At 69.4% G+C, this 22,615-nt stretch carries 20 protein-coding genes and 1 riboswitch; of the genes, 9 read left to right on the top strand and 11 right to left on the bottom strand.

Going from position 1 to position 22,615, the window contains the following annotated elements; all coding sequences use genetic code 11:
• Positions 1 to 2: 2 nt before the first annotated feature.
• Positions 3 to 668 (bottom strand): DUF6891 domain-containing protein, encoded by a 666-nt coding sequence (locus ACS5PN_RS03195; RefSeq protein ID WP_439462490.1) that lies wholly within the window; start codon positions 666 to 668, stop codon positions 3 to 5.
• Positions 669 to 761: 93 nt separating this feature from the next.
• Positions 762 to 1,658 carry a LysR family transcriptional regulator gene (locus ACS5PN_RS03200; RefSeq protein ID WP_439462491.1) on the bottom strand — a complete coding sequence of 299 codons (897 nt, stop codon included), beginning with the start codon at positions 1,656 to 1,658 and terminating at the stop codon, positions 762 to 764.
• Between the two features lie 72 nt (positions 1,659 to 1,730).
• Here ACS5PN_RS03200 and ACS5PN_RS03205 point away from each other — a divergent pair, with 72 nt between their 5' ends.
• A complete protein-coding gene (locus ACS5PN_RS03205) occupies positions 1,731 to 3,110 on the top strand; it encodes an MFS transporter (protein WP_439462492.1) in 1,380 nt (459 codons plus the stop codon).
• On the opposite strand, the gene ACS5PN_RS03210 is transcribed toward ACS5PN_RS03205, so the two are convergent.
• The 4 genes from ACS5PN_RS03210 to ACS5PN_RS03225 form a co-directional block, all read right to left on the bottom strand.
• Positions 3,086 to 3,487, bottom strand: coding sequence for a nuclear transport factor 2 family protein (locus tag ACS5PN_RS03210; protein ID WP_439462493.1), 402 nt, complete (start codon positions 3,485 to 3,487; stop codon positions 3,086 to 3,088). The genes ACS5PN_RS03205 and ACS5PN_RS03210 overlap by 25 nt on opposite strands.
• On the bottom strand, positions 3,484 to 3,714 hold the full coding sequence (locus ACS5PN_RS03215) for a DUF1127 domain-containing protein (RefSeq protein WP_439462494.1): 231 nt from the start codon (positions 3,712 to 3,714) through the stop codon (positions 3,484 to 3,486). The genes ACS5PN_RS03210 and ACS5PN_RS03215 overlap by 4 nt, the downstream gene beginning before the upstream one ends.
• A gap of 11 nt (positions 3,715 to 3,725) precedes the next feature.
• A complete protein-coding gene (locus ACS5PN_RS03220) occupies positions 3,726 to 4,682 on the bottom strand; it encodes a hypothetical protein (protein ID WP_439462495.1) in 957 nt (318 codons plus the stop codon).
• A gap of 111 nt (positions 4,683 to 4,793) precedes the next feature.
• Complete coding sequence (locus ACS5PN_RS03225) at positions 4,794 to 5,882, bottom strand: alpha/beta fold hydrolase (RefSeq protein WP_439462496.1); 1,089 nt, start codon at positions 5,880 to 5,882, stop codon at positions 4,794 to 4,796.
• Between the two features lie 49 nt (positions 5,883 to 5,931).
• Positions 5,932 to 6,050: riboswitch (TPP riboswitch) on the top strand.
• 78 nt (positions 6,051 to 6,128) lie between these two features.
• On the opposite strand from ACS5PN_RS03225, the gene thiC reads away from it, so the two are divergent.
• The 6 genes from thiC to ACS5PN_RS03255 all read left to right on the top strand — a co-directional run bounded on the left by thiC (position 6,129) and on the right by ACS5PN_RS03255 (position 12,185).
• The gene (gene thiC, locus ACS5PN_RS03230) at positions 6,129 to 8,009 is read left to right on the top strand and encodes a phosphomethylpyrimidine synthase ThiC (RefSeq protein ID WP_439462497.1); all 1,881 of its coding nucleotides are present in this window, start codon (positions 6,129 to 6,131) and stop codon (positions 8,007 to 8,009) included.
• Positions 8,009 to 9,010, top strand: coding sequence for an FAD-dependent oxidoreductase (locus ACS5PN_RS03235; protein ID WP_439462498.1), 1,002 nt, complete (start codon positions 8,009 to 8,011; stop codon positions 9,008 to 9,010). Before thiC ends, ACS5PN_RS03235 begins: the two co-directional genes overlap by 1 nt.
• Positions 9,003 to 9,206 (top strand): sulfur carrier protein ThiS, encoded by a 204-nt coding sequence (thiS, locus tag ACS5PN_RS03240; RefSeq protein WP_439462499.1) that lies wholly within the window; start codon positions 9,003 to 9,005, stop codon positions 9,204 to 9,206. The genes ACS5PN_RS03235 and thiS overlap by 8 nt, the downstream gene beginning before the upstream one ends.
• A gap of 2 nt (positions 9,207 to 9,208) precedes the next feature.
• Complete coding sequence (locus tag ACS5PN_RS03245) at positions 9,209 to 9,997, top strand: thiazole synthase (RefSeq protein WP_439462500.1); 789 nt, start codon at positions 9,209 to 9,211, stop codon at positions 9,995 to 9,997.
• Positions 9,994 to 11,556: a bifunctional hydroxymethylpyrimidine kinase/phosphomethylpyrimidine kinase gene (locus ACS5PN_RS03250; RefSeq protein WP_439462501.1), complete on the top strand. Its 1,563-nt coding sequence runs from the start codon at positions 9,994 to 9,996 to the stop codon at positions 11,554 to 11,556. The genes ACS5PN_RS03245 and ACS5PN_RS03250 overlap by 4 nt, the downstream gene beginning before the upstream one ends.
• A 116-nt stretch (positions 11,557 to 11,672) precedes the next feature.
• A complete protein-coding gene (locus tag ACS5PN_RS03255; protein WP_439462502.1) occupies positions 11,673 to 12,185 on the top strand; it encodes a PEP-CTERM sorting domain-containing protein in 513 nt (170 codons plus the stop codon).
• Positions 12,186 to 12,196: 11 nt separating this feature from the next.
• Here ACS5PN_RS03255 and ACS5PN_RS03260 read toward each other — a convergent pair whose 3' ends face one another.
• A complete protein-coding gene (locus ACS5PN_RS03260; protein WP_439462503.1) occupies positions 12,197 to 13,129 on the bottom strand; it encodes a LysR family transcriptional regulator in 933 nt (310 codons plus the stop codon).
• Positions 13,130 to 13,234: 105 nt separating this feature from the next.
• Here ACS5PN_RS03260 and ACS5PN_RS03265 point away from each other — a divergent pair, with 105 nt between their 5' ends.
• Positions 13,235 to 14,248, top strand: coding sequence for a zinc-binding alcohol dehydrogenase family protein (locus ACS5PN_RS03265; RefSeq protein ID WP_439462504.1), 1,014 nt, complete (start codon positions 13,235 to 13,237; stop codon positions 14,246 to 14,248).
• Between the two features lie 80 nt (positions 14,249 to 14,328).
• Positions 14,329 to 15,048, top strand: a complete 720-nt coding sequence (locus ACS5PN_RS03270; protein WP_439462505.1) for a DUF72 domain-containing protein — start codon at positions 14,329 to 14,331, stop codon at positions 15,046 to 15,048.
• Positions 15,049 to 15,052: 4 nt separating this feature from the next.
• Here the strand turns inward: ACS5PN_RS03270 and ACS5PN_RS03275 are convergent, their stop codons facing one another.
• The 4 genes from ACS5PN_RS03275 to ACS5PN_RS03290 all read right to left on the bottom strand — a co-directional run bounded on the left by ACS5PN_RS03275 (position 15,053) and on the right by ACS5PN_RS03290 (position 22,561).
• Positions 15,053 to 16,651, bottom strand: coding sequence for a hypothetical protein (locus tag ACS5PN_RS03275; protein WP_439462506.1), 1,599 nt, complete (start codon positions 16,649 to 16,651; stop codon positions 15,053 to 15,055).
• A 38-nt stretch (positions 16,652 to 16,689) separates the two neighbouring features.
• Positions 16,690 to 17,535, bottom strand: coding sequence for a polysaccharide deacetylase family protein (locus tag ACS5PN_RS03280; protein WP_439462507.1), 846 nt, complete (start codon positions 17,533 to 17,535; stop codon positions 16,690 to 16,692).
• A gap of 58 nt (positions 17,536 to 17,593) precedes the next feature.
• Positions 17,594 to 18,817, bottom strand: coding sequence for an HD-GYP domain-containing protein (locus ACS5PN_RS03285; RefSeq protein ID WP_439462508.1), 1,224 nt, complete (start codon positions 18,815 to 18,817; stop codon positions 17,594 to 17,596).
• 141 nt (positions 18,818 to 18,958) lie between these two features.
• Complete coding sequence (locus ACS5PN_RS03290; RefSeq protein ID WP_439462509.1) at positions 18,959 to 22,561, bottom strand: PAS domain-containing protein; 3,603 nt, start codon at positions 22,559 to 22,561, stop codon at positions 18,959 to 18,961.
• Between the last annotated feature and the right edge of the window lie 54 nt (positions 22,562 to 22,615).

The raw sequence follows: 22,615 nt of genomic DNA on the forward strand, positions 1-22,615 counted from the left end.
CGTCAAGCCTGGCGACGCTGCCAGTTGAGGTGCAAGCCAATCTTCTTCGACAAGCTGCCATCCCAACCCGGCTCAAACCCATGCTCCACGAGGCGATCGCAGACCTCCCGGGCGATGCCGAGGGCATGGGTTTCATACACGTCGTGCGCCGCCTCGGCGTCGTCGGGCATGAAGCATCCATAGCCCAGATAGACCGACAGATGACTTCCCTCGGCCAAGGCATCGGCCATGTTCTGGTCGATGAAGAAGGCGTAGCCGCGAACACGCTGGCGAAAGCCGGCGTGCTGCTGATCGATCTCGTCGATGCGTTCCGGCAACTCGCTGCGGGTGCAGGTGTCACAGCAGGGTGACACCTGCCACAACAGAATGCCTCGATCCCGCAGATCGGCTTCCACGCGGTCCAGTCGGTCGCAGTCCGTTTCGGCGGGCCAACTCTTCTTTTCCAGGGCATGGCTCGCCATTGCCTTGTCCATCTCTTCCGCCGCAAACCGCGTGAATGCGTCCTGCTCTTCCGCGGGGCATTCGTCTTCGATATAGACCTCGCGGCAGGTCTGCAAGATGTCGTCTGGGTCCGATTGGGCCAGGCGGACTTCACCCAAAACCAGGTTTTTGAGGCGGGTTCGGAGTTCTTCCCGCGAGTCGTCGTTCCAGGGTGTGTTGTTGCTCATTGGGCTACTCGAATTCGTTTTGATCGCGACTATGCCAACGCTTCAACAGGATCTGCATCGCGCATCGACGTGAAGATGCACGCAGCGCCGGCTTCATGCTGAAAGAGCGAACACGTCCCGCACGCAACCGCGCAGCCACCGGTGCGCCGCATCGCCGTCCATGCGTGGATGCCACAGCAGCGAGACCGGAAAGGCGTCCAGCGCCAGCGGCAGTTTCAAGCTCAGCAAACCGTCACGAAGATGGCCCGTGTGGCGCTCGGGCACGGTGGCCACCAGGTCGCTGCCGCGCGCCAGTGCCAGCGCCTCGGAAAAGCCTGCCACCGTGACGACGATGTCGCGCGCCAGCCCCAGCGCTGCCAGGGCCTGGTCCACCGGTCCCGACGAAGTCCCTCGCCGAGAGACGACGACATGGCGGCCCGCGGCATAGCGTTGCGCCGTCAACCTGCCGCGCGACAGCGCATGCCCCTCGCGCACGACCGCCACGAAGCGATCGCGAAACAAGGGCAGGGCGCGCAGTTCCGGTCCGGTGGTCGAGCCGATGACGCCCGTCTCCAGATCCACACTGCCGTCACGCAGCGGCGTGCTGTCCTTGTCCGGCTTGGGCACGAATCGCAGCCGAACGCCGGGTGCTTCCGAGCTGATGCGTTCCAGCAGCGCCGCGCCGAAGTTCTCGACAAAGCCTTCGCGCGTACGCAGGGTGAACTCGCGTTCGAGCCTGTCCAGCTTCAAGGCCGCCGCCGGCCGCAGCGCGGCCTGAGCTTGCTGGACAAGCGGCCCGATGCGCTCGCGCAGTTCCAGCGCGCGAGGGGAGGGCACCAGTCCGCGCCCCGCTCGCACCAGCAGCGGGTCGCCTGTGGTCTCACGCAGCCGGGCCAGCGACCGGCTCATGGCTGACGGGCTCAGCCTCAGCCGCCGCGCGGCGCCAGCCACGCTGCCCTCGGTCAGCAGGGCGTCCAGGGTCAGCAGCAGGTTCAAGTCGGGTTCTGACATGGCGCCTTATGCAGGGATGAAGTGCAGATGATGCGTCTTCCGCCATGTCCGGCCAATGCCTAAGGTTGCTGCATGACGACCGCAACCCTCACGCCACCCGCCACCGCACCCGTCACCGGCGTGCTCGCCGCCCTGGCCCTGTGCACCTTGCTGCCTTCCCTGGCTGTCAGCAGCGCCAATGTCGCGCTGCCGACGCTGGCCGCGGCGTTTGGGGCCCCCTTTGCGGCGGTGCAATGGGTCGTGCTGGCCTATCTGCTGGCGACGACGGCCCTGATCGTCGGAGCCGGGCGGCTGGGCGACCTGGTCGGCCGCAAGCGCCTGCTGCTGGCCGGCATCGCGCTGTTCACCACGGCTTCAACGGTGTGCGCGATGGCGCCCGGACTGGCGTGGCTGATAGCGGCGCGCGCCGTCCAGGGTGTGGGCGCTGCCGCCATGATGGCCTTGACCCTGGCCTTTGTCGGCGAGGCCGTGCCCAAGGCCCGCACCGGCAGCGCCATGGGCTTGCTGGGCACGATGTCGGCCGTCGGCACGGCCCTGGGGCCGTCCCTGGGTGGGTTGCTGATTGCGGGCCTGGGCTGGCGCGCCATCTTTGCCTTCAATCTGCCCCTGGGCCTGCTCGCCTTGCTGCTGGTTTGGCGCTGGCTGCCGGCCGATCGCAGGAGCGCGCAGGCCTCGGGATTCGACCTGCCGGGCACGGCGCTGCTGGCGGTGGCCCTGGCCGCCTATGCCCTGGCGATGACCCTCAGTCTCTGGCTGCTGGTGGCGGCCGTGGTGGCCTTGCTGGCCTTTCTGCACGTCGAGACCCGGGCGGTCTCGCCCCTGGTCCGCCTGGATGCGCTGCGCGAACCACCACTGGCGGCAGCCCTGGCGGCCAATGTCGTGGTGGCGGCGGTCATGATGACGACCCTCGTCGTCGGGCCCTTCCATCTGTCGCGGGCCCTGGGGCTGAGCACCGCGTCCGTGGGGCTGTTGATGTCGGTCGGGCCGGTGGTGTCGGCCTTCAGCGGCGTCCCGGCGGGCCGCCTGGTCGATCGTTTCGGCGCCCGGCGCGCGTCACTGTTCGGCCTGGCCGGCATGCTTGCCGGCGGCCTGCTGCTGAGCCTGCTGCCGGCGGGCGGGGGAGCGGCGGCCTATGTCGGCCCGCTGCTGCTCATCACGCCGGGCTATGCGCTGTTCCAGGCCGCCAACAACACGGCCGTCATGGCGAATGTCGAGGCGGCGCGGCGTGGCGTCGTGTCGGGGTTGTTGAACCTGTCGCGCAACCTGGGCCTGGTGACGGGCGCATCCCTGATGGCCGCGGTCTTTGCCGCCGCTACCGGTACGGCCAGCCTCATGACGGCGACCGCGGCGGCCGTGGCCAGGGGCACGCAGCTGAGCTTTGGCCTGTCGGCCGTCCTGCTGCTGGTGGCCCTGGGGCTGGTCGCCCGCTACCAGGGGTCGAAGCAGTCGTAGTTGCGCACGCGACAGATCAGACCGTCGCGCAGCTCGAAGAACATGGCGAACCGGGCCTTCATCGTCGCGCCGGCGTCCAGCGAGCCCATGGGCACGGCCAGTTCGGCCGACCAGCGCGCCTCGATGACGACACGATCTCCCTGGGCCAGCTCCGAGACGATGTCGTAGCGCTGGCGGCGGATGATCTGCCGGGCCAGGCCGGTGCGGCGCTGCAGCTCGGCCTTGTCGCTGGTGGCGCCGTGCGGATTCAGCCGATTGGGCAGTTCGACCTGCTCGACGTCGTCGGTCAGGAAGCGCATGGCGTCGCGGCTGCCCTCCTGCAGGGTGGCCAGGAAGTCGCGCACGACCTGCAGCGATTCAAGATCCGCAGCCCTCATCGCCAGTGCCCCAGGCGTCGCCGCGTGCGACGGACGTCGCCTTCGGCCTCGCAGCGGTAAGAGTCGTACTCGGAGCGATGCAGGCCCAGGTCACGCAGCGCGGTGGCGTCGAGCTGCATGAACTCGGCGCGCTCGCGCTGGCTCTGCAGATGGCTCCGGCAGGCGTCGAGCAGGCGCCGCAGTTGCAGGCGCCAGGATGGCGAGGTCGGCAAGGCCAGTGTGCTCATGCTGCTCTCCTTCAAGCGGCCTTGGCCAGCGGCCCGCTGGCCGGCATGGCGTACAGCAGCGGCGAGACGGCTTGCTGGATGCGGGCCAGTTGCGGCGCACTCAGCACGATGTTCAGCAGGGACTGCAGGCGTGGCTCGAGCAGGCCGGAGACGATGTACTGCCAGCGATAGGCCTTCAGCACCGTGTCACCGATCTGCTCGATGTGCTCGGGGTTGATGATGCCGGCGGTCTTCAGAAAGTAGGCCGCGTCCGCCGCGGCCTGGCCCTGCAGGATGCCGTCCACGCCCTGCACCAGGGCGATCAGGTCTTCGACGGCGGCGTCACGTTCCAGCGGCACCAGCTTGGCGTCTTCGCGCAGCCATTCCAGCTCGTCGAGGATGGCGTGCTGGGACTCCTCCTTCCAGTGGAAGAGGAAAACGTCGCGGTAGAGGTCGGAGACGTCCTCGCCGGCCTCGCCGATGCTGGCGCGGTAGTGGGTCTGCGTGAACAGCTCGATATGGCAGGTCAGGGCCAGAACCGCCCAGCTGCTCTTGCCGAGCACGAACTCCGCGACGCCATTGGGCGTGGCCTCGAAACGGTAGCCTGGTGCCATGCGGTCGGCGGCCAGGGCCTCGATGCGGCGGAACAGCTCCTGGTGCTTCATCTCCTCGTCGGTGAAGCGCACCAGGGCTTCCAGCGCGGTCTGGTCGCCCAGCCAGTGGTCGCGGCTGATCTCCAGCATCTTGGCGCCGATGAAGCGTTCGACGAGGCCGAACATGTTGGCGTAGGTGCGGCCCTGGATCTGGCCGAGCAGGCGCTGGTCCGCGGGACTGAGGAAGGGCAGTTCGTCGATCAGCGAGAGCTGGTCGGGCAGGAACTTCTGGCGCAGGTCGAAGCTGCGGCCGCGGATGACATCGCGGTCGATGTCCCAGCGGATGCGTTTGGAGGCTTCGATGCAGCGGGCGTAGCGGGTCGTTTCGGTTTGCATGGTGGGGGCTTTCGGAAGCGGTGGACGGCGTCGTTCTGACGTGTCGTCATCATTCCGGGCCGCCCCTTTTTGCGCCTGAGAGCTGAGTCCCAGGACAGCCCCTGCAGGGCCTCAGCCGCCTGGGACCGCGGTCCCAAACCCCGCTTCGCGCGCCAGCACGATGGCCTGGGCACGGTTCTCCACCTCCAGCTTGGCGAAGATGCTGGTGATGTGGTTGCGCACGGTCTTGTCGCTCAGGCCCAGCACGGCGGCGATCTGCGCGTTGTCGCGGCCCTGGGCGATCAGCTCCAGCAGCCCGCGCTCACGCGGCGTGAGGTTCCCGAACGACGCATCCGAGCGCATGCCTTCGCCCGGACCGAGGAAGTCCCAGACCTCCTGCTCCCAGCGCTTCCAGGCCGGGTCGTCGGCCAGCATCAGGTGGTTGCGGGAGTCCAGCGGCACGAAGCGCGCCTCGGCGATGCCGCCGGCCAGCACGCGGCCCTCGGCAAAGGGCACGCTGAGGTCGCCGGTGGCGTGCAGCACCAGGGTCGGGCAGGCCAGGCGAGGCAGCAAGGCCTGAACATCGATGTCGTAGAGCGTCTCCATCGTGCGGGCCGCATTGCGAGGCGAGGTCGACATGCGTTCCAGTTCGTTGAACCAGCGCTGCTGCTCGGTGTTGGCGTCAGGCAGGAAGGCGCTGGTGAAGAACTGGCGAAAGGACGGGTCGTCCTTGCCCCAGCCCAGCTCGGCCAGCTTGACCATCATGCCGGCCAGTTCGTTGGACTCGGCCTGGCCCCGCTGGCGCCGCCCGCGCGCATAGCCCCCATGCAGCACGAGGTGGCTGACGCGCTCCGGGTGCTTGATCGCATAGGCAATGCCGACCGGACAACCCTGCGACACGCCCAGCAGCGCAAAGCGCACCAGGCCGGCCGCATCTACGACAGCCTCGAGGTCGCTGACCATGGCATCGAAGGAGATCTCCGGCACCTCCCAGTCCGACAGGCCGGTGCCGCGCTGGTCGTAGCGCAGCAGGCGACGGCGCTGCGACAGACGCTCGATGAAATGGCCCCAGACCGGGCTGGTCAGCTCGAACTCGAGATGGGTCAGCCAGTTGCCGACCTTGACGAGGGGCGCGCCACCGCCGCTCTCGGCAAAGGCCAGCCGCACGCCGTCGGGGGCGGTGCAGAAGCGGATGGACTGGCGCAGCGGGGCGATGGGCATGGCGGCCGCATTGTCGCGTTGACACGTTCCGGCGCGCGCAAGTACAGTCGCGCCCGCTCCGGGGTGCTCCGCTTGCTGAACAGCAGGCAGACGCTGAGATGGCCGCAAGGCCAAACCCGTGAACTTGAACCGGCTAGTACCGGCGTAAGGAGAGCGCATGCCATGAGGGCGTGCTGGCGAGGGCCCACCTCGCCGTGCACCCGCAGGCGGCCACGGAGCACCGAATCACAGCTCCAGGAGACCGCCTTGAACGCCCCCGATCCCACCCTCTCGCTGGCCGAGCGCCTGTCGCTGACGCGCGAGCCTTTCCCGGCCTCGTCCAAGATCTACGTCAGCGGCAGCCGGCCCGACGTGGCCGTGCCCATGCGCGAGATCGCGCTGACCAACGGCGAGCGCGTGGGGGTGCACGACACCTCCGGCCCCTACACCGATCCCCAGGCCGCCATCGACGTGCGCCGCGGCCTGCCGCCGGTGCGCTCCAGCTGGGTGGGTGATCGCGCCGACACCGAGGCCTATGTGGGCCGCACCCGCGTCGCCCTGGACGATGGCGGCAAGGAGGACAGCGAGCGCATAGCTCAATTGCGCGCCGAAGCTGCCGCCCTGCAGCGCCAGCCGCGCCGCGCCGTCAGCGGTGGCAACGTCAGCCAGCTGCACTACGCCCGCCGCGGCATCGTCACGCCGGAGATGGAGTTTGTCGCACTGCGCGAGAACGGCAAGCGTGAGTGGATGCGCGACTACCTGTCCGACGCCGAGCGCGAGCAGAGGTTGCGCGGCGACTCGCTGGGCGCCGCCATCCCCGAAATCATCACGCCCGAGTTCGTGCGCCAGGAGGTGGCCCGCGGCCGTGCCGTCATCCCGGCCAACATCAACCACACCGAGCTGGAGCCGACCATCATCGGCCGCAACTTCCTGGTCAAGGTCAACGCCAACATCGGCAACTCGGCCGTCACGTCCAGCATCGAGGAAGAGGTCGAGAAGCTGGTCTGGTCCATCCGCTGGGGCGCGGACACGGTGATGGACCTCTCCACCGGCCGCAACATCCACACGACGCGCGACTGGATCGTGCGCAACTCGCCCGTGCCCATCGGCACCGTGCCCATCTATCAGGCGCTGGAGAAGGTCGGCGGCGTGGCCGAGGACCTGACCTGGGCTATCTTCCGCGACACGCTGATCGAGCAGGCCGAGCAGGGCATCGACTACTTCACCATCCACGCCGGCCTGCGCCTGCCTTTCATCCATCTCACCACCCAGCGCCGCACCGGCATCGTGTCGCGTGGCGGCTCCATCCTCGCCAAGTGGTGCATCACCCACCACCGCGAGAACTTCCTGTACACGCACTTCGAAGAGATCTGCGAAATCATGAAGGCCTACGACGTGACCTTCTCGCTGGGCGACGGCTTGCGTCCTGGCAGCGGTGCCGATGCCAACGACGAGGCCCAGTTCGCCGAACTGCGCACGCTGGGCGAGCTGACCCAGGTGGCCTGGAAGCACGACGTGCAGACCATGATCGAAGGCCCTGGCCATGTGCCCCTGCACCTCATCCAGGCGAACATGGCCGAGCAGTTGAAGCACTGCCACGAGGCGCCGTTCTACACGCTGGGGCCGCTGACCATCGACATCGCGCCGGGCTACGACCACATCGCCTCGGCCATAGGCGCGGCCATGATCGGCTGGATGGGCACGGCCATGCTCTGCTATGTGACGCCCAAGGAGCACCTCGGCCTGCCTGACCGCGACGACGTCAAGCAGGGGTTGATTGCCTACAAGATCGCCGCCCACGCGGCCGACATCGCCAAGGGCCACCCCGGCGCCCGCGCGCGTGACGACGCCATGAGCAAGGCGCGCTTCGAGTTCCGCTGGAACGACCAGTTCGCCCTCGGCCTGGACCCCGACACGGCGCGCGACTATCACGATGAGACCCTGCCCAAGGACTCGTCCAAGGAGGCCCACTTCTGCTCGATGTGCGGGCCCAAGTTCTGCTCGATGAAGATCACTCAGGACGTGCGCGAGTACGCGGCTGCCAAGGGCTTGGAGGCGGCTGACGTCGTCGCCGACGGCATGGCGCAGAAGTCGGCCGAGTTCCGCGCGGCCGGCGGCGAGTTCTACATCCCGATCGCCAAAGCCTGATGGCCTCCATCGCCATTGCAGGTGCCGGTGTCATGGGCCGGCTACTGGCCTGGCAGCTGGCGCGGGCCGGCCATCGCGTCAGCGTCGTCGACCCCGCCGAGGGGCCGGCTCAACCCGGTGCGGCCGGCTTCACGTCGGCGGGCATGCTGAGCCCACTAGCCGAGCAGGAGCATGCCGAGCCGGACGTCGCGGCCATGGGCTGGCGCTCGCTCGAGCTGTGGCCGGCGATTGCCGACGCGCTGGAGCGGCCGGAACTCGTGAAGATCGATGGCAGCCTGCTGCTGGCGCATGGCAGCGACGTCGGGTCGGCTCAGCGCGTTTTGTCGCGACTGCCGGGCGGGCCGGAGCCTTTGAACCGCGCCGGGCTGCAGATGCTGGAGCCCACGCTGGCGCCCGACCTCTGGGCCTGGTGGCTGCCCGGCGAGGGGCAGTTGCTGCCGCGCGAATTGCTGCAGACCTTTGTCGAGCGATCGCAGGATGTCGAATGGCGCTGGGGCCGACGCGCCGTCGCCGTCGGGCCCCACAGGCTGGACCTGGATGACGGGAATGTTGTCGACGCCGATCTCGTCATCGACACGCGGGGTCTCGGTGCCAAGCCCGACCTGCCTGCTCTTCGCGGCGTGCGCGGCGAGATCATCTGGCTGCACGCGCCGGGCGTCGAACTCCATCGGCCCGTGCGTCTGATGCATCCGCGGCATCGCGTCTATCTGGTGCCGAGGCCAGGGGACGTCATCGTCGTCGGCGCGTCGGAAATCGAGAGCGAGGACCGTTCGCCTCTCAGCCTGCGCAGTGCCGTCGAGCTGATGGCCGCGGCCCACAGCGTGCTGCCAGCGCTGGCCGAGGCGCGCATCGTGCACATGGAAGCCAATCTGCGCCCGGCGCTGCCCGACCACCGACCCTGCCTGGACCACCGGCCCGGCCTGCTGCGCATCAACGGCCTGTTCCGCCATGGCTGGCTGCTGGCGCCGGCCCTGGCCGAGAAAGCCCTCCAGCATGTCTGAGTTCAGCATCAACAACGAGACCCAGCCCTGGCGTGAGGGCCTCAGCGTCGCCGCGCTGCTGGCCGAGCAGGGCAGGGCGGCCGATGCCGTCGCCACTGCCGTCAACGGCATCTTCGTGCCGCGGGGCCAGCGCGAGGCCACGCTGATCCGGCCCGGCGATGAACTGACCCTGATCCAACCCATCACCGGAGGCTGAGCATGTCCTGGACGCTCTATGGCCGTGAGCTGGCGAGCCGCTTCCTGCTCGGCACGGCCGGCTACCCCTCGCCCGAGGTGCTGCACCAGGCCGTACGCGCCAGCGGCGCCCAGGTGCTGACCGTCGGGCTCAAGCGCACGCTGGCCGCGGCCGGCGACAACGGTTTTGTCGCCGCCATCCGCGCCACGCTGAAGGAAACCGGCGGCCATCTGCTGCCCAACACCGCCGGCTGCCGCACCGCGATGGAGGCGGTCATCCTGGCTCAGATGGCGCGCGAGCTCTACGACACGCCATGGATCAAGCTCGAGGTCGTCGGCGATGAGTACACCTTGCAGCCCGACCCCTGGGAACTGGTCACGGCCGCCGAGCAATTGGTGAAGGACGGCTTCCAGGTCTTCCCCTACTGCACCGACGACCTCATCACCTGCCGCCGCCTGCTCGACGTCGGCTGCCAGGTGCTGATGCCCTGGGGCGCGCCCATAGGCTCGGGCCAGGGCCTGCTCAACCCCTTCGCCTTGCGCACGTTGCGCGAGCGCCTGCCCGGCGTGCCGCTGATCGTCGACGCCGGCATCGGCGCGCCCTCGCATGCGGCCCAGGCCATGGAGCTGGGCTTGGACGGTGTGCTCTTGAATTCGGCGGTGGCCCAGGCCGGCGACCCCATCCGCATGGCCGCCGCTTTTGGCCAGGCCATCGCCGCGGGCCGCCTGGGCTTCGAGGCGGGCGTCATGAGCAAGCAGGACATGGCCGTGGCCAGCACGCCCGTGGGCGGTCGCCCCTTCCTGATTCCATGAGCAAGCCGCCCATCCTCTGGAGCATCGCCGGCCTGGACAGCGGCGGCGGTGCGGGCTTGAGCGCCGACCAGCGCGCGGCCGACGCGGCCGGTGTGCATCTCTGCCCCGTGGCCGCTGCGTTGACGGCTCAGAACAGCATCGCCGTCGAGGCCTTGTTCCCGGTGTCGGCCGAACGCCTCGATGCCCAGCTCGCCGCGCTCGCGAACGACCTGCCACCGGCGGCCATCAAGACCGGCCTGCTCGGCGGTGTCGAGCAGCTGCGCGTCGTCGTGTGCTGGGTCGACCACCTGCGCGAGCGCGCGCCGGTTGCCCTCGTCGTCGACCCGGTGCTGCGCGCGTCCACGGGCGCCAATCTGGCCAACGAAGCCCTGCTGCGTGCCTACCGCGAGGAGCTTCTGCCGCGCGCCAGCGTCGTCACGCCCAACCAGCGCGAAGCCACACGCCTGGTGGGCGAGGGCAGTGCTCCGGCGCAGGCTCGTGCGCTGCAGGCGCTGGGCGTGGACGCTGTCTGCATCACCGGCGGGGATGGCGACGGGCCCCTGGCCCTCGACTGGTTGGCCGCCGAGCATGCAAGCGGCTGGCTGGCGCTGCCGCGCCGGGCCGCGAGCAACAACCATGGCACCGGCTGCACCTTTGCGACAGCCTTAGCAGCAGCGCTGGCGCGTGGCTTTGTGGCCGCCGATGCGGCCGTCATCGCCAAGATGCTGACGACCTCGGGCCTGCGCGACGCTGTCGCTGCGCCCGGTGCGGGCCCGGGGCCGGTGCGTCCCGACGCCGGCTTCATCCGCGACACCGGCCTGCTGCCGGCGCTGTTCGACGACGAGGCGCCGCCGACCTGCTGGCCTGTGCCTGGCCGCGGCTCACCCGCTGTCGAAGGCGTCTACGGCATCACCGACAGCGGTGCCCATGCGGCACGGCTGTTCCAGGCTGGTTTGCAAACTGTCCAACTGCGCGTCAAACGTGGAACTGATGAGAGCGAGTCCGCATGGCAGGCCCGCCTGCGTGCCGAGATCGAGGCGGCGCGGCGCTCTGGCGCGACGCTGGTCGTCAACGACCACTGGCGCGAGGCGCTGGCGATGGGTGTCGACTTCATCCACCTCGGCCAGGAAGACCTGCTGGCCCTGTCCGCCAAAGACCGCCGGGATCTCGCGGACGCCCGCGCCAGCGGCCTGCGCCTGGGCCTGAGTTCACACAGCCTGTGGGAACTGGCCCGCGCCCGGGCCTGGTCGCCCGACTACATCGCCTGCGGCCCGGTCTGGCCCACGCTGACCAAGGCCATGCCCTGGCGGCCTCAGGGCCTGCACAACCTCGCCTGGTGGGCGGCCATGGCGCCTGCACCTGTCGTTGGCATTGGCGGTGTGCTGGAACCACATCAACTCAGGGAGATTGCTACGGGCGGCGCACGAGCAGGCTGCGTGGTGCGCGGTCTGGCGCCTGGGGGCACACATTCACCGCGGGACTGGCAGCAGGCTTGGCATCAGGGCTGTGATGCGCAGCCCACGAAGGCGCCGGCCTGGCCCCTCCCCAGCCTCCCCGTCAAGACCCGTCTGGGTGGCTAACCCCGATTTCGGTGTCGGCAGGCTTTACAGCCGCCGTTACAGGGCGGGCGTTCTCATAGGAGAGCTGGGGTTGGCCCGAGGTTTGCTTGTAACAACCAAATTGCCTGGAGAACAAGATGAACTTCCGATCCCTCGTTGCCGGTGCTGCTCTTGCGGTTTCGGCCCTGACCGCTCAAGCCGCTCCTGTCCTCGTCATGCGTGGGGTTGGCGGTGTGGACCTGAGCCATCTGCTCATTGGGCAGACGTTCCAGGTTGAGGTGATCATCCAAGGCGGCGCGGCAGGTGAGAAAGATGCCGGCTTTTCCGGTGGCGGCAACCTCGATCCTGATGGCTCGCCTGCGCTCAACATCACGAATTTTGTGAATGGCACGGTCAAATCCGGCGCGGAATGGAATCTCGATCCGTCTCTGTTCATCTTCGACTACACGGCCGTCGCGGAAGGTTCCGGGTTCCTCGCTACCGATAGCCAGTGTCTGAATTCCAATTTCCAAGACTACGGCTGCAATTTCTCGAGCGGCCCGCTGGCCTTCACCGTCCGCGACCCCAACAAACTCCCTGAGCCGGCCACGCTGGCCCTGACGGGTCTGGCCCTGCTGGGTCTGGGCGCTTTCCGTCGTCGCGCCGCCTGATCCTCGCGGCCTCAGCGCCGTGCCAAACTTGCTTCCAGGGCCCCGCAGCGGGCCCTGATGCTTTCTGCGAGCCGCCTCAGGGCCGGCGTGAGGCGGTGCCGGCCGACGGCCATCCAGTGCAGGGGCGCGGGTTCGCCGAGCCAGTCCGGCAGCAGCGCCACCAATCGCCCGGCGGCCAGGTCAGCGGCCACGTCCAGGCCGCTCTTGTAGGCAATGCCCAGGCCGGCCACGGCCCATTCGCGCACCAGGCCGCCGTCGTCGACGGTGCGGCTGCCGCTGACCTCCACGGCCACGGTCTCGCCCTCGCGTGAGCCGAAGCGCCAGCGCGCGTGCAGGCTGTCGCCGAGCACCCAGCGCAGGCAATCGTGGTTGCGCAGGTCGGCCGGTGTCGCCGGCTGCCCGTGGCGGGCGATATAGGCCGGGCTGGCGCACAGCACGCGGCGGTTGGCCGGCGCCAGCGGCAGGGCGATGAGGCTGGAGTCCGGCGGCTCCCCGTAACGCACGGCGTAGTCGACCGGCTCCTGCACGAGGTCGGTCACGCGATCGCTGAGGCGCAGTTCGAGCTGCAGGTCCGTGCTGCCGTCCGCGGCGACGAAGTCCTCCATCCAGCGCCACAGATGCTGGCGGCCGATGTCGCTGGGCAGGCTGACGCGCAGGCGTCCGCTCAGGGGCTGGTCTTGGGCCGCAGCGCCGCGCAGGGCCGTCTGGCCGTCCTCCCAGGCGGCCAGCATCTGGCGCGCATGGGGAAGCCATTGCTCGCCAGCCTCGGTCAAACGCAACCGCCGCGTGGAACGCTCGAAGAGGCGTGTGCCCAGCTCACGCTCCAGCCGGGCGATGGTGGCGCTGGCCTGCACGGGCCCGAGATCGAGGCGCCGCGCAGCACCTGAAAAGCTGCCCGCCTCGGCGGCGGCAATGAAGAGTTGCAGGGGGGCGAGTCGATCCATCTTCACTCAATAGGTGAAACTGATTCTCCAATCCTAGGCTTTTTGAAAGGAATGCACGACGCCACCATGACGGACATCGTTGAACCGTCTCGGAAAGGACGCCCCATGAAAGCCGTTGGCTATCTGCAATCCCTGCCCATCGACCACCCCGAATCCCTGGTCGACCTCAACCTGCCGGCGCCGACACCCGGCCCCCTGGACCTGCTGGTGCGCGTGAGCGCCGTGTCCGTCAATCCGGTCGACACCAAGGTGCGCCTGAACCGTGCGCCCCAGGGCGCCCAGCCCGAGGTGCTGGGTTGGGATGCCGTCGGCACCGTCGAGGCTCTGGGCCGTGACGTGGCCGGTTTCGCCGTCGGCGATCGGGTCTATTACGCCGGCGGCATCAACCGCCCGGGGTCGAACGCCGAACTACAGGTCGTCGACCACCGCATCGCCGCCCGCGCGCCGCAAAGCCTGAGCGATGCCGAGGCCGCGGCCCTGCCGCTGACGGCCATCACGGCCTGGGAGCTGCTGTTCGACCGCTTTGGTGTGGCCGAAGGCGGTGGTGCGGGTGAGAGCCTGCTCGTCATCGGCGCGGCCGGCGGCGTGGGCTCCATCCTCGTGCAACTGGCCCGCGAGCTGACGCAGCTGCGGGTCATCGGCACGGCCAGCCGGCCCGAGACCCAGGCCTGGGTCAAGGAGCTGGGCGCCAACGTCGTCATCGACCACAGCCAGCCCTTCCGGCCGCAACTGGTCGCCGCTGGCGTGGCCGAGGTGGAGCTGGTTGCCAGCCTGACCCACACCGAGCAGCACTGGGACGCCATCATCGACGCCGCCGCCCCTCAGGGCCGTGTCGGCCTCATCGATGACCTGTCCGGTCCGATCGACGTGATGACGCTCAAGCGCAAGGCCCTGTCCCTGCATTGGGAAATGATGTTCACGCGGCCGCTGTTCGGCACGGCCGACATCGCCGAGCAGGGACGCCTGCTGGCACGCGTCGCGGCCCTCGTGGACGCCGGCCGCTTGCGCACCACGGTGAGCGAGCAGTTCAGCCCCATCAATGCGGCGAACCTGCGCCGGGCGCATGCGCTGGTCGAATCGGGGCGCATGCGGGGCAAGGTGGTGCTGAGCGGCTTCTGAGTCCACGTCGGACGGGCACGGCCTCCTGCCGAGCCCTCGTCCGACGCCGCCACCACGGCCGTCTGCCTACGCTGGGCGGCATGTCCATCGTCATCGGCACGGCCGGCTGGTCCATCCCGTCTCCGTCGGCAGGCGACTTCCCCGCGGAGGGCTCGCAGCTGGAGCGTTATGCCGCCGTCGTGGGCGGTGTCGAGATCAACTCCTCCTTCTACCGGCCGCACCGCCCGGCGACCTATGAGCGCTGGGCGGCCAGCACGCCCGAGCGTTTTCGCTTCGCTGTCAAATGCCCGAAGCAGATTTCACACGAAGCGAGGCTGGCAAACGTGGACGAGCTCCTTGCGCGTTTTGTGGGCGAGGCCGGTGCGCTGGGCGCCAAGTGGAAGGTGCTGCTTGTGCAGTTGCCGCCCTCGCTGCGCTTCGATGCCCGCTTGGCCGGGCATTTCTTCGAACATGTCCATGCAGCTTTCGACGGCGCCGTGGTCTGCGAACCCCGGCACTTGAGCTGGTTTGGCACCGAGGCGGAAAAACTGCTTCAGGCCTGCGAGGTGTCACGGGCCGCTGTCGATCCCGCCAAATGGCCCGGTTCCGCCGAGCCCGGGGGCGACACGCGAAGGATTTGCTACTTCCGTTGGCATGGCTCGCCGCGCACGTACTGGTCCAACTATGAGCCCGCCTGGCTGGCCTTGCGAGCCGAAGCGCTGCGGGCCGTGCCGGCCGGTGTGGATCGCTGGTGCATCTTCGACAACACCGCGGCGGGCGCTGCTCTGGCCAACGCGCTGGAGCTTCAGGCGTTGCTGTGAGACTTCACCACTTGCAGCCTTTGCCGCGGACGGTGTCGAGGGCCAGCGGTATCGCGGCCAGGATGCCGGCGTTGGCGTAGGCCTTGCGGCAGTCCTTGTTGGCGGCGTCTTCCACCGACTGCTCCAGCTTGGACTTGCGCTCCGGGGGCTGGGGCATCATGTCCACGAGGCCGGGGCTGCGTCGCGCGGCAATGTCGCCGCGTGGCAGCGATAGGTTCAGCGGCGCGCGTGGCGTGCTGGCCGCGGCCGATGGCGGCGCAGGCACATCGGGCCCCAGGCGCGGGCCGGCGTCAGGTGAACCCGCCGAGGCCTTGGGCGCGGCGTAGGGGTTGGCATTGGGATCGCCCCTGGCCGGTCCGGCCGGCGCACTGACTTCGCCGGGCAGGTTGCCGGACAGTTCGTTCGAGGCCGATGCGCCGGGCGTGGGCGCCGCGGTGCGCGCGCTGGAATCGCGCTGCAGCGGCGTGACGGCTGCACCACTCTCGCCCGATTCCAGGCGGCGCACCGGGGCCGGCAGATCTTGCGGCGTCAGCGTCTGTGCCGTGGACGGCGCCGTCGTGCCCGGCGTCCGCAACTCGTTCGAGCGCGCCAGCGGCGTGACGGCCGCGCCTTCTCCCGAAGGGGCTTCCAGCCTCTGCACGGCCGAGGGCAGGGCCGCGCTGGGCGTGGGCTGCGCCGGCGTGTTGGCTGGTGCGGCGCGCAATTCGGCCGCTCGCGGCAGGGCCTGGGCGACGCCGTTGTCGGTGGGGGCTTCCAGTCGGCGCACCGGGGCGGGCAATGCCGTGCTGGGCGTGGTGGCCACGGCGGTAGGCGCGGGCAGAGCGCGCAGATCGGCCGCGCGAGGCAGGGTTGGCGTCACGGCGGCCTCAGCCGGGGTCTCGAGGCGGCGCACCGCAGCGGGCAGGTCGGCGCTCGGCGGCGCCAACGTGGCCGTCATGGCGGGTGAGCGCAATTCCGCGGGCCGGGGAAGGGTGGCCGTGCGTGCGGGCGTCGGCGTCTCGTCCAGGCGGTTGACGGCCGCGGGCAGGTCCACGGTCGGCGTGGGCAACTCGGGCGTGCGGCTGGGCGTGCGCAGGTCGGCCGGTGCCGCCAGCGGTGCGACCGGCTCGGGGCGTGCCTCCAGGCGGCCGACGGTGGCCGGCAGTTCGGCCGCGGGTGTCGGCAACGGGGTGGTGCGCGGCGGCGGCGTGCTGAGGTTCTCGCGTTCCACCGGCTTGAAGCCTTCGGGCAGCTCCAGCGTGGCGGTGCTGGGGGGCGCGGCCGAGGGCTTGTCCGTGCGCGCTGCTTCGGGCGGCACTTCCTGCGGGTTGGGCTGGCCCAGCCTGGCAGCGCCGTTCTCGGCGTCAGGGCGGGCTTGGCCCTGCTGGCCGGCGGAGCCCGGTGCCTTGTCGCTGGGCGGTGCGCTGGCATCGCTGCCACTGCGGCCGAGCAGCTTGACGGTCAGGCTGCCCCACACGCCTTGTCCGGGCGCGGCCGTGCCGCTGGCGTTGCCGAACACCAGCACCAGCCAGATGTGCAGCAGCACGGCCAGCAGCAGGCAGCGCTGCAACTGGCGCGGATCGGGGGGCTGGCGGTGGCGGGCGTTGAGAACGGCGGCGGTCACGACTGGCTCAATTGTGGCCTGCCGAAGCTGGCGACTTGTTACCGCATCGAAGCGGCGAATGCGGGGTCGTTCACGGCCGCGAACCGGAAGCCCTCGGCGAGCAGCCGCGTGATCAGCGTGTCGAGCTGGGCCAGGGTGTGGGGATGGATCTCGTGCATCAGCACGATGCCGCCCTTGCGCGCCTTCACGGCGTTCACGACATGGTCGATGAAATGCTCGCGGTCGGCCTTCGCGACGCCGCAGATCTTGGCCTCGTGAGGGTCGATGCTGCCGGTCTTGTCGAAGGCCCAGTCGCAGCTGTCCACATGCCAGCCGACGATGCGGTAGCCGCGCTGCTGCAGCTGCGCATTGGCATCGCAGCTGGAGTTGCCATAGGGGTAGCGGAACAGCTTGGGGGCCTCCAGTGCGGCCAGCGCCATGTCGCTGCGTTCGACCTCGCTGGCCTGCTGGGCTGGTGCGATGTCGTGGAAGTTGGGATGCGACCAGGAATGGTTGCCGACCAGGGCCAGCGGATGTGCCTTCACGAGGGCGGCGAGTTCCGGGTGGCGCTGCGCCTTGGCCGCGATGAGGAAGAAGCTGGCCGGCACCTGATGCTTGTCGAGCAGGGCGAGGATGGCCTCGGTGGCGCCGGGCTCGGGGCCGTCGTCGAAGCTCAGGGCCACGACGCCAGGCGGTGGCGGCGTGGCGATGTCGGACTCGAAGCGGCAGCTCTGCTTCAAGGTCTCGGCCGGCAGGTTCATCTGCTCGGCCAGGCCGCGCACGCGCGCCGCGCGTATGGCCGCCGCGTGGTTGTGGTGGGGAGCGGATGCGGCGGCGGATGGGGGTGTCTGCGCCTGGATGGCGCCCATGGCCAGCACCAGCGGGAGGAGAGGGAGGAACTTCACGGCGGCATTGTTGCTGCCGGTTTCAGAGATGGTTTGCGCGAAGGTGTCGCAGCGCGGCTCAGGCCTTGCCCAAGGGGTTCCACAACTCCTCGAGATGGGTGAAGCCCCAGTTCTCGGGCGGCTCGCGGCCGACGATGGCGTCTTTTTCACCGGGCGCCGACGGGTCGAGCAGTTGCGCCGGGATGGGCATGCCGGACTTGGTGGAATAGAAGACCTTGACGCGCGGCTTCACCAGCGACGCGGCGCTCTGTTCGACCACGACGGCCAGGCGGCCCGATTGCAAGCGCACCAGGGTGCCGGTCGGGTAGATGCCCACGCTCTTCAGGAAGGCCTGGAAGACGGCCGGATCGAAGTGACCCTTCCACTGCGCCATGCGCTGCAGCGAACCCGCCGGGTCCCAGGCGCTGCGATAGGGGCGGCTGGACGTGACGGCGTCGTACACATCGCAGATGGCGCCCATGCGTGCCAACAGGCTGATCTCATCGCCGAACAGCCGGTGCGGATAGCCCGAGCCGTCGAACTTCTCGTGATGGTGCAGGGCCACGTCCAGGGCGCCGGCCGGCACCTGCGCGCCGCCCTTGAGCAGGTCGAAACCATGCTCCGGATGGGTCTTCATGACCTTGAACTCGTCATCGGTCAGTGCGCTGGGCTTGTTCAGCACCTCCAGCGGCATCTGCATCTTGCCGATGTCGTGCAGCAGGCCGGCCAGGCCCGCCTCGCGCGTCTGCTCGTCCGACAGGCCGAGCTGGCGCGACAGGCCGATCATCAGCGCGCAGACGGCCACCGAATGCATATAGGTGTAGTCGTCGCGCGTCTTGAGCCGGGCCAGGCTGACGAAGGCCGAGGGGTTGCGTGCCAGCGAGCAGGCCACGTCCTCGACGACCGGATAGCAGCGGTCGGTGTTCACCGTCTTGCCCAGGCGCGCCTCGCCGAACAGCGCCATGACGGCCTGCTTGGAGCGGTTGAGGACCTGGGTGGCGCGTTCGATCTCGCCCTCCAGGCTGTCCCGGGCCGGTGCGGGCAGCTTCTGGCTCTCTGCCGGTGGCGCGGGGGCTTCGGCGACCGCCACCGCCACCTCGGGCGAGATCGGGCCTTCCAGGTCACAGCCCTTGCTGATATCGATCCAGACCGAAGGCACTGGACTGCCCTTCAGCGTCGCCAGGTCGGCCGGATCGTTCAACACGAACTTGGTCTTCCAGAACGGGTGGGACAGCCAGGGACCTTCCAGCGACTGCAGATACATGCCCAGCGTCACGTCGGTGGTCGAAATCTTCTTGAGCATGATCAGAAATGAAGAGTCGCGCAAAGTATCTGCGGCACTCTGCTTTTCATGCTGTGACACATTTCGCAGCGCAACGGTTCCGTGGCAACGTTTTCATCGGCGCATTCCGAGGCTTCGCGGAGCCGCTATGCGCGGCCGTTTTCAGAAGATGGTCTGCTCGAAGGTGTCGCGGCCGGCGGCCTTGGCGCGGTACAGCGCCTTGTCCGCACGGTCCAGCAGGTCGTCGGCCCCCTCGCCAACGCCGTTCCAGCAGGCCATGCCGACGCTGGTCGTCACGAGGATCTCGCTCCCGGCCGGCAGCGGCATCGGCGTGCGGATGGCAGTGACCAGCTTGGCGGCGACGCGCGAAGCCTCGGCATCGCCCTGCAGGCCCTCCAGGATGACGACGAACTCGTCACCGGCGAGGCGTGCCGCGGTGTCGGTGCTGCGCACGGCGCGGCGGATGCGCGCAGCGAACTCCTTCAGCACCGCGTCGCCGGCGGCATGGCCGTGGCCGTCGTTGATGCGCTTGAAATGGTCGATGTCCATGAAGATCAGGGCCATGGCCTTCCGGCTGCGGCGGCTGCGCGCCAGGGCCAGGGCCAGCCTTTCCTCGAATTCGCGCCGGTTGGGCAGGCGGGTCAGCGGATCAATGCGGGCCAGTTCCTGCAGGCGGCGCTCGACGTCCTTGGTGGCCGTCACGTCGGTGGACAGGGTGTAGACGCCGGCAATGCTGCCGTTGGCACGGCGGTCCGGGATGTAGATGGTGTGCAGATGCCGGGTCAGGCCCAGGGCGAGGGAGACGACCTCGAACTCGACGCGTTCGCCATTCAGCGCCTGCGCCAGGGCCTGCTGGCGCTGGGCATAGAGCTCGGGGCCGATCAGCGCCTTCAGGTGGCTGCCGACCGCCAGCTCGGGGTCCACGCCCATCCACTCCTCGAAGGTCTTGTTGACGAAGGTCAGGCGGTGGTGGCGATCGATATAGGAGATCAGCACCGGCAGGTTGTCGGCGATGGCCTTGAGATGGGCCTGGGCATCGCTGAGGCGCTGCGCCGCGAGCTTGCGCTCGGTGATGTCGAAGGTGACAGCGAAGACGCCGGCGACCGCGCCGCTGGCGTCGAGCTCGGGCACATAGGTCTGCTGGTACTGGCGCACCTCGCCGTCGCGCGGGCCGGTCTCGGACTCGAAGACGACGGTCTGGCCCGCCATGGCCTTGTCCAGCCAGGGCCTGATCTGCGCGACGTAGTCCGCGTCGCGGACTTCATCGATGCGCTGGCCGAGCAGCTTCTCGGGCGCAATGTCGAGCAGGGTCTGGAACTGGCGGTTGGCAAACAGGTAGCGGCCGTCGGCGTCGAGGTGGGAGATCAGCGCCGGCAGGTTGTCGGTGATGGAACGCAGGCGGCGCTCGCTGCGCTCCTGCTTCAACTGGGCGCTGCGCAGGGCCGTGATGTCGAAGGTCATCAGATAGAAGCCGCTGACGGCATCCGTCTGGGCGTCGCGCATGGGGACGAGATGGATCTGGAAATAGCCGGTGCTGTCGCGCCAGGGCAGGGAGCCTTCGAAGGTCTGGCGCCGGCCCTGCAGCACGGCCTTCACATGGGCCTCGTGCAGGGCATAGCTGGCCTCGCCCAGGCCGTCGCGCATGGGCATGCCGATGGCGTTGTCGCGGCCGAGGCTGTGGACCTTCAGGGCCAGGTCGTTGGCGAAGACGCAGCGCTCCTGGGCATCGAAGACGCCGACCATGGCCGGGATGGCGTTGGTCACGTCGCGCATGCGCTGCTCGCTGGCGGCGAGCTCGCGGGCAGCGGCCTTGCGCTGGCCGACGTCGCGCACGAAGGCGTGCGCCGCATGGCCATCGCCGGTCGCCATCGCGGCGACGGACAGCTCCACGTCCAGGCGCCGGCCATCGCGATGCTGGGCCACGACCTCGACGCGCTGGTTGATGACGCGGCCCAGGCCGGTGTGCTTGAAGCGTGCCATGCCGGACTCGTGCGCCGCGCGTGATTCGGGCGGGATGATGAGCTCGGACAGGCGCTGGCCGCGGGCCTCGGCGGCCGTGTAGCCGAAGAGCCGCTCGGCCTGCAGATTCCAGTCGGTGACCAGGCCCTGGCTGTCCATGCCTATGAAGGCGTCGTTGGAGTTGTCCAGGATGGCCCGGCAGCGCGACTGCTCGGCTGCAAGCTGCTTCACCAGCGGGCGCACATGCTGGCGCAGCACCCAGGTGCCCAGCAGGGTGAGGGCGGTCAGCAGCAGGGCCAGCCAGCCCAGGCGCTGGCGGATGACGGCGAAGACGGCATCGATGTCGGCCTTGACGACCATGGCCAGGCCGGTGCGTCCCAGCGGCACATAGGACGCCACGACCGGCACACCGCGCAGGTCGGGCGTCAGCAGCACACCGGTCTCGCCGAGCAGGGCCCGGTTGATCGGCAGGTTGACGTTGCCGTGGGCGTCATACATCGGGATGGTGAAGGCCTTGGGGTAGAGCTTGGACGGCACGCAGGACGCCACCTGGTCGACCCGGTTGCAGATCAGCACGTCCGAAGAGGCGTCGGTATCGCGGATGCGCATGACGAGGCGGTCCATCAGGGCCAGGCGCTGCTCGCTCTGGAAGCGGGCCACGACCTCGCCCTTGTCAGTGACCGGCATGTCGGTCGCCAGGATGAAGCCACTGGCCCAGACCAGGCGGCTGCTGGCGGCGTAGTCGCGCGCCAGGGTCAGCGAAGGCGTGTCGGCCTGGGCCGAGAACGTGCCGGCCTCGGCCAGCGGCGCGCCATTGACGTCAAGAAAACGGGCCGCCGTGACGCCGGCGGTCAGCAGGTTGCGGGTGATGCCGCGCAGGCGCTCCTGCCGGACCGCGTCCTGCGGGCTGGCCGCCAGCACGGCCAGCTGCTCGACGATGACGGGCCGGGTGGCGATGGTCTGCGCCAGCCAGACGCCGTTGTCCAGGGCACTGACCAGGGCCTCGCCGGTGACGACGGCCGTGGCATGCACGTCCTCCTTGCGCGTGCGCTCGAACTCCGACTCCAGCGCCGCGAAGCCGCCGGCGCCGGCCGCCACGGCGATCAATGCCAGCACGGCCAGCGAACGCCGCGTGATGCGCTGCTCGTGCAGGTCGAGGCGCTCGCGCACGCCGCTCCAGCCCAGGCGCAGCTCCCACAGCGACAGGGCCAGCAGGGCCAGGCCGCCAGCGGTCGGCAGCGTCAGGCGGTTGAAGCTGCCCCAGTGGTAGAGCCGCTCCAGGTTCAGCAGATAGCCGAGGATGCCGAGGCCGGCGACGAAGGCGGCGGCCGCGATGCCGGCCCCGCTGAGGCGGCGCGCCAGTGGGCGTGGCAGGCTGGCGAGCAGGGCCTGGCTGGCGAACAGCAGCAGCAGGGCCACGCAGCCGTTGGGCGAGATGCGGCCGGGATGGGGATTGGCGGCTGTCGGCAGCACGCCGGCGCGGGCGATGTCGATGCCAAGGGACAGGCCGCCCACGGCCTCCGCCAGCATCAGCGCCGGCAGCACCGCCATCAGCAACGCGAGGCCTTGGACGGCGCGGCGGGCCGCCGGGCTCGGTGCCTGGCCGTCGGGCCAGCCGGCCATGAACCAGCCCGTGGCAGCGGCTGACAACAGCAGCAGGGAGGTCGCGAGACCGGTCTCGGCCAGGCCCGGCAGGAAACCGCCCAGGTCTAGCTGCAACCACCAGCGCAAGGCGACAAGACCCGCCATCAGCATGCAGGCCAGGGCGGCCCAGCGGGCGGTGGACAGACGGGACGCAGGGGTCATCGGCGGCGGGCCAGGACTCGGATGGCCCGTCTGTATAGCAGCTTGGAAGCCGGC

Source organism: Roseateles sp. NT4, from assembly GCF_051857475.1.
GTDB lineage: Bacteria > Pseudomonadota > Gammaproteobacteria > Burkholderiales > Burkholderiaceae_C > Pelomonas.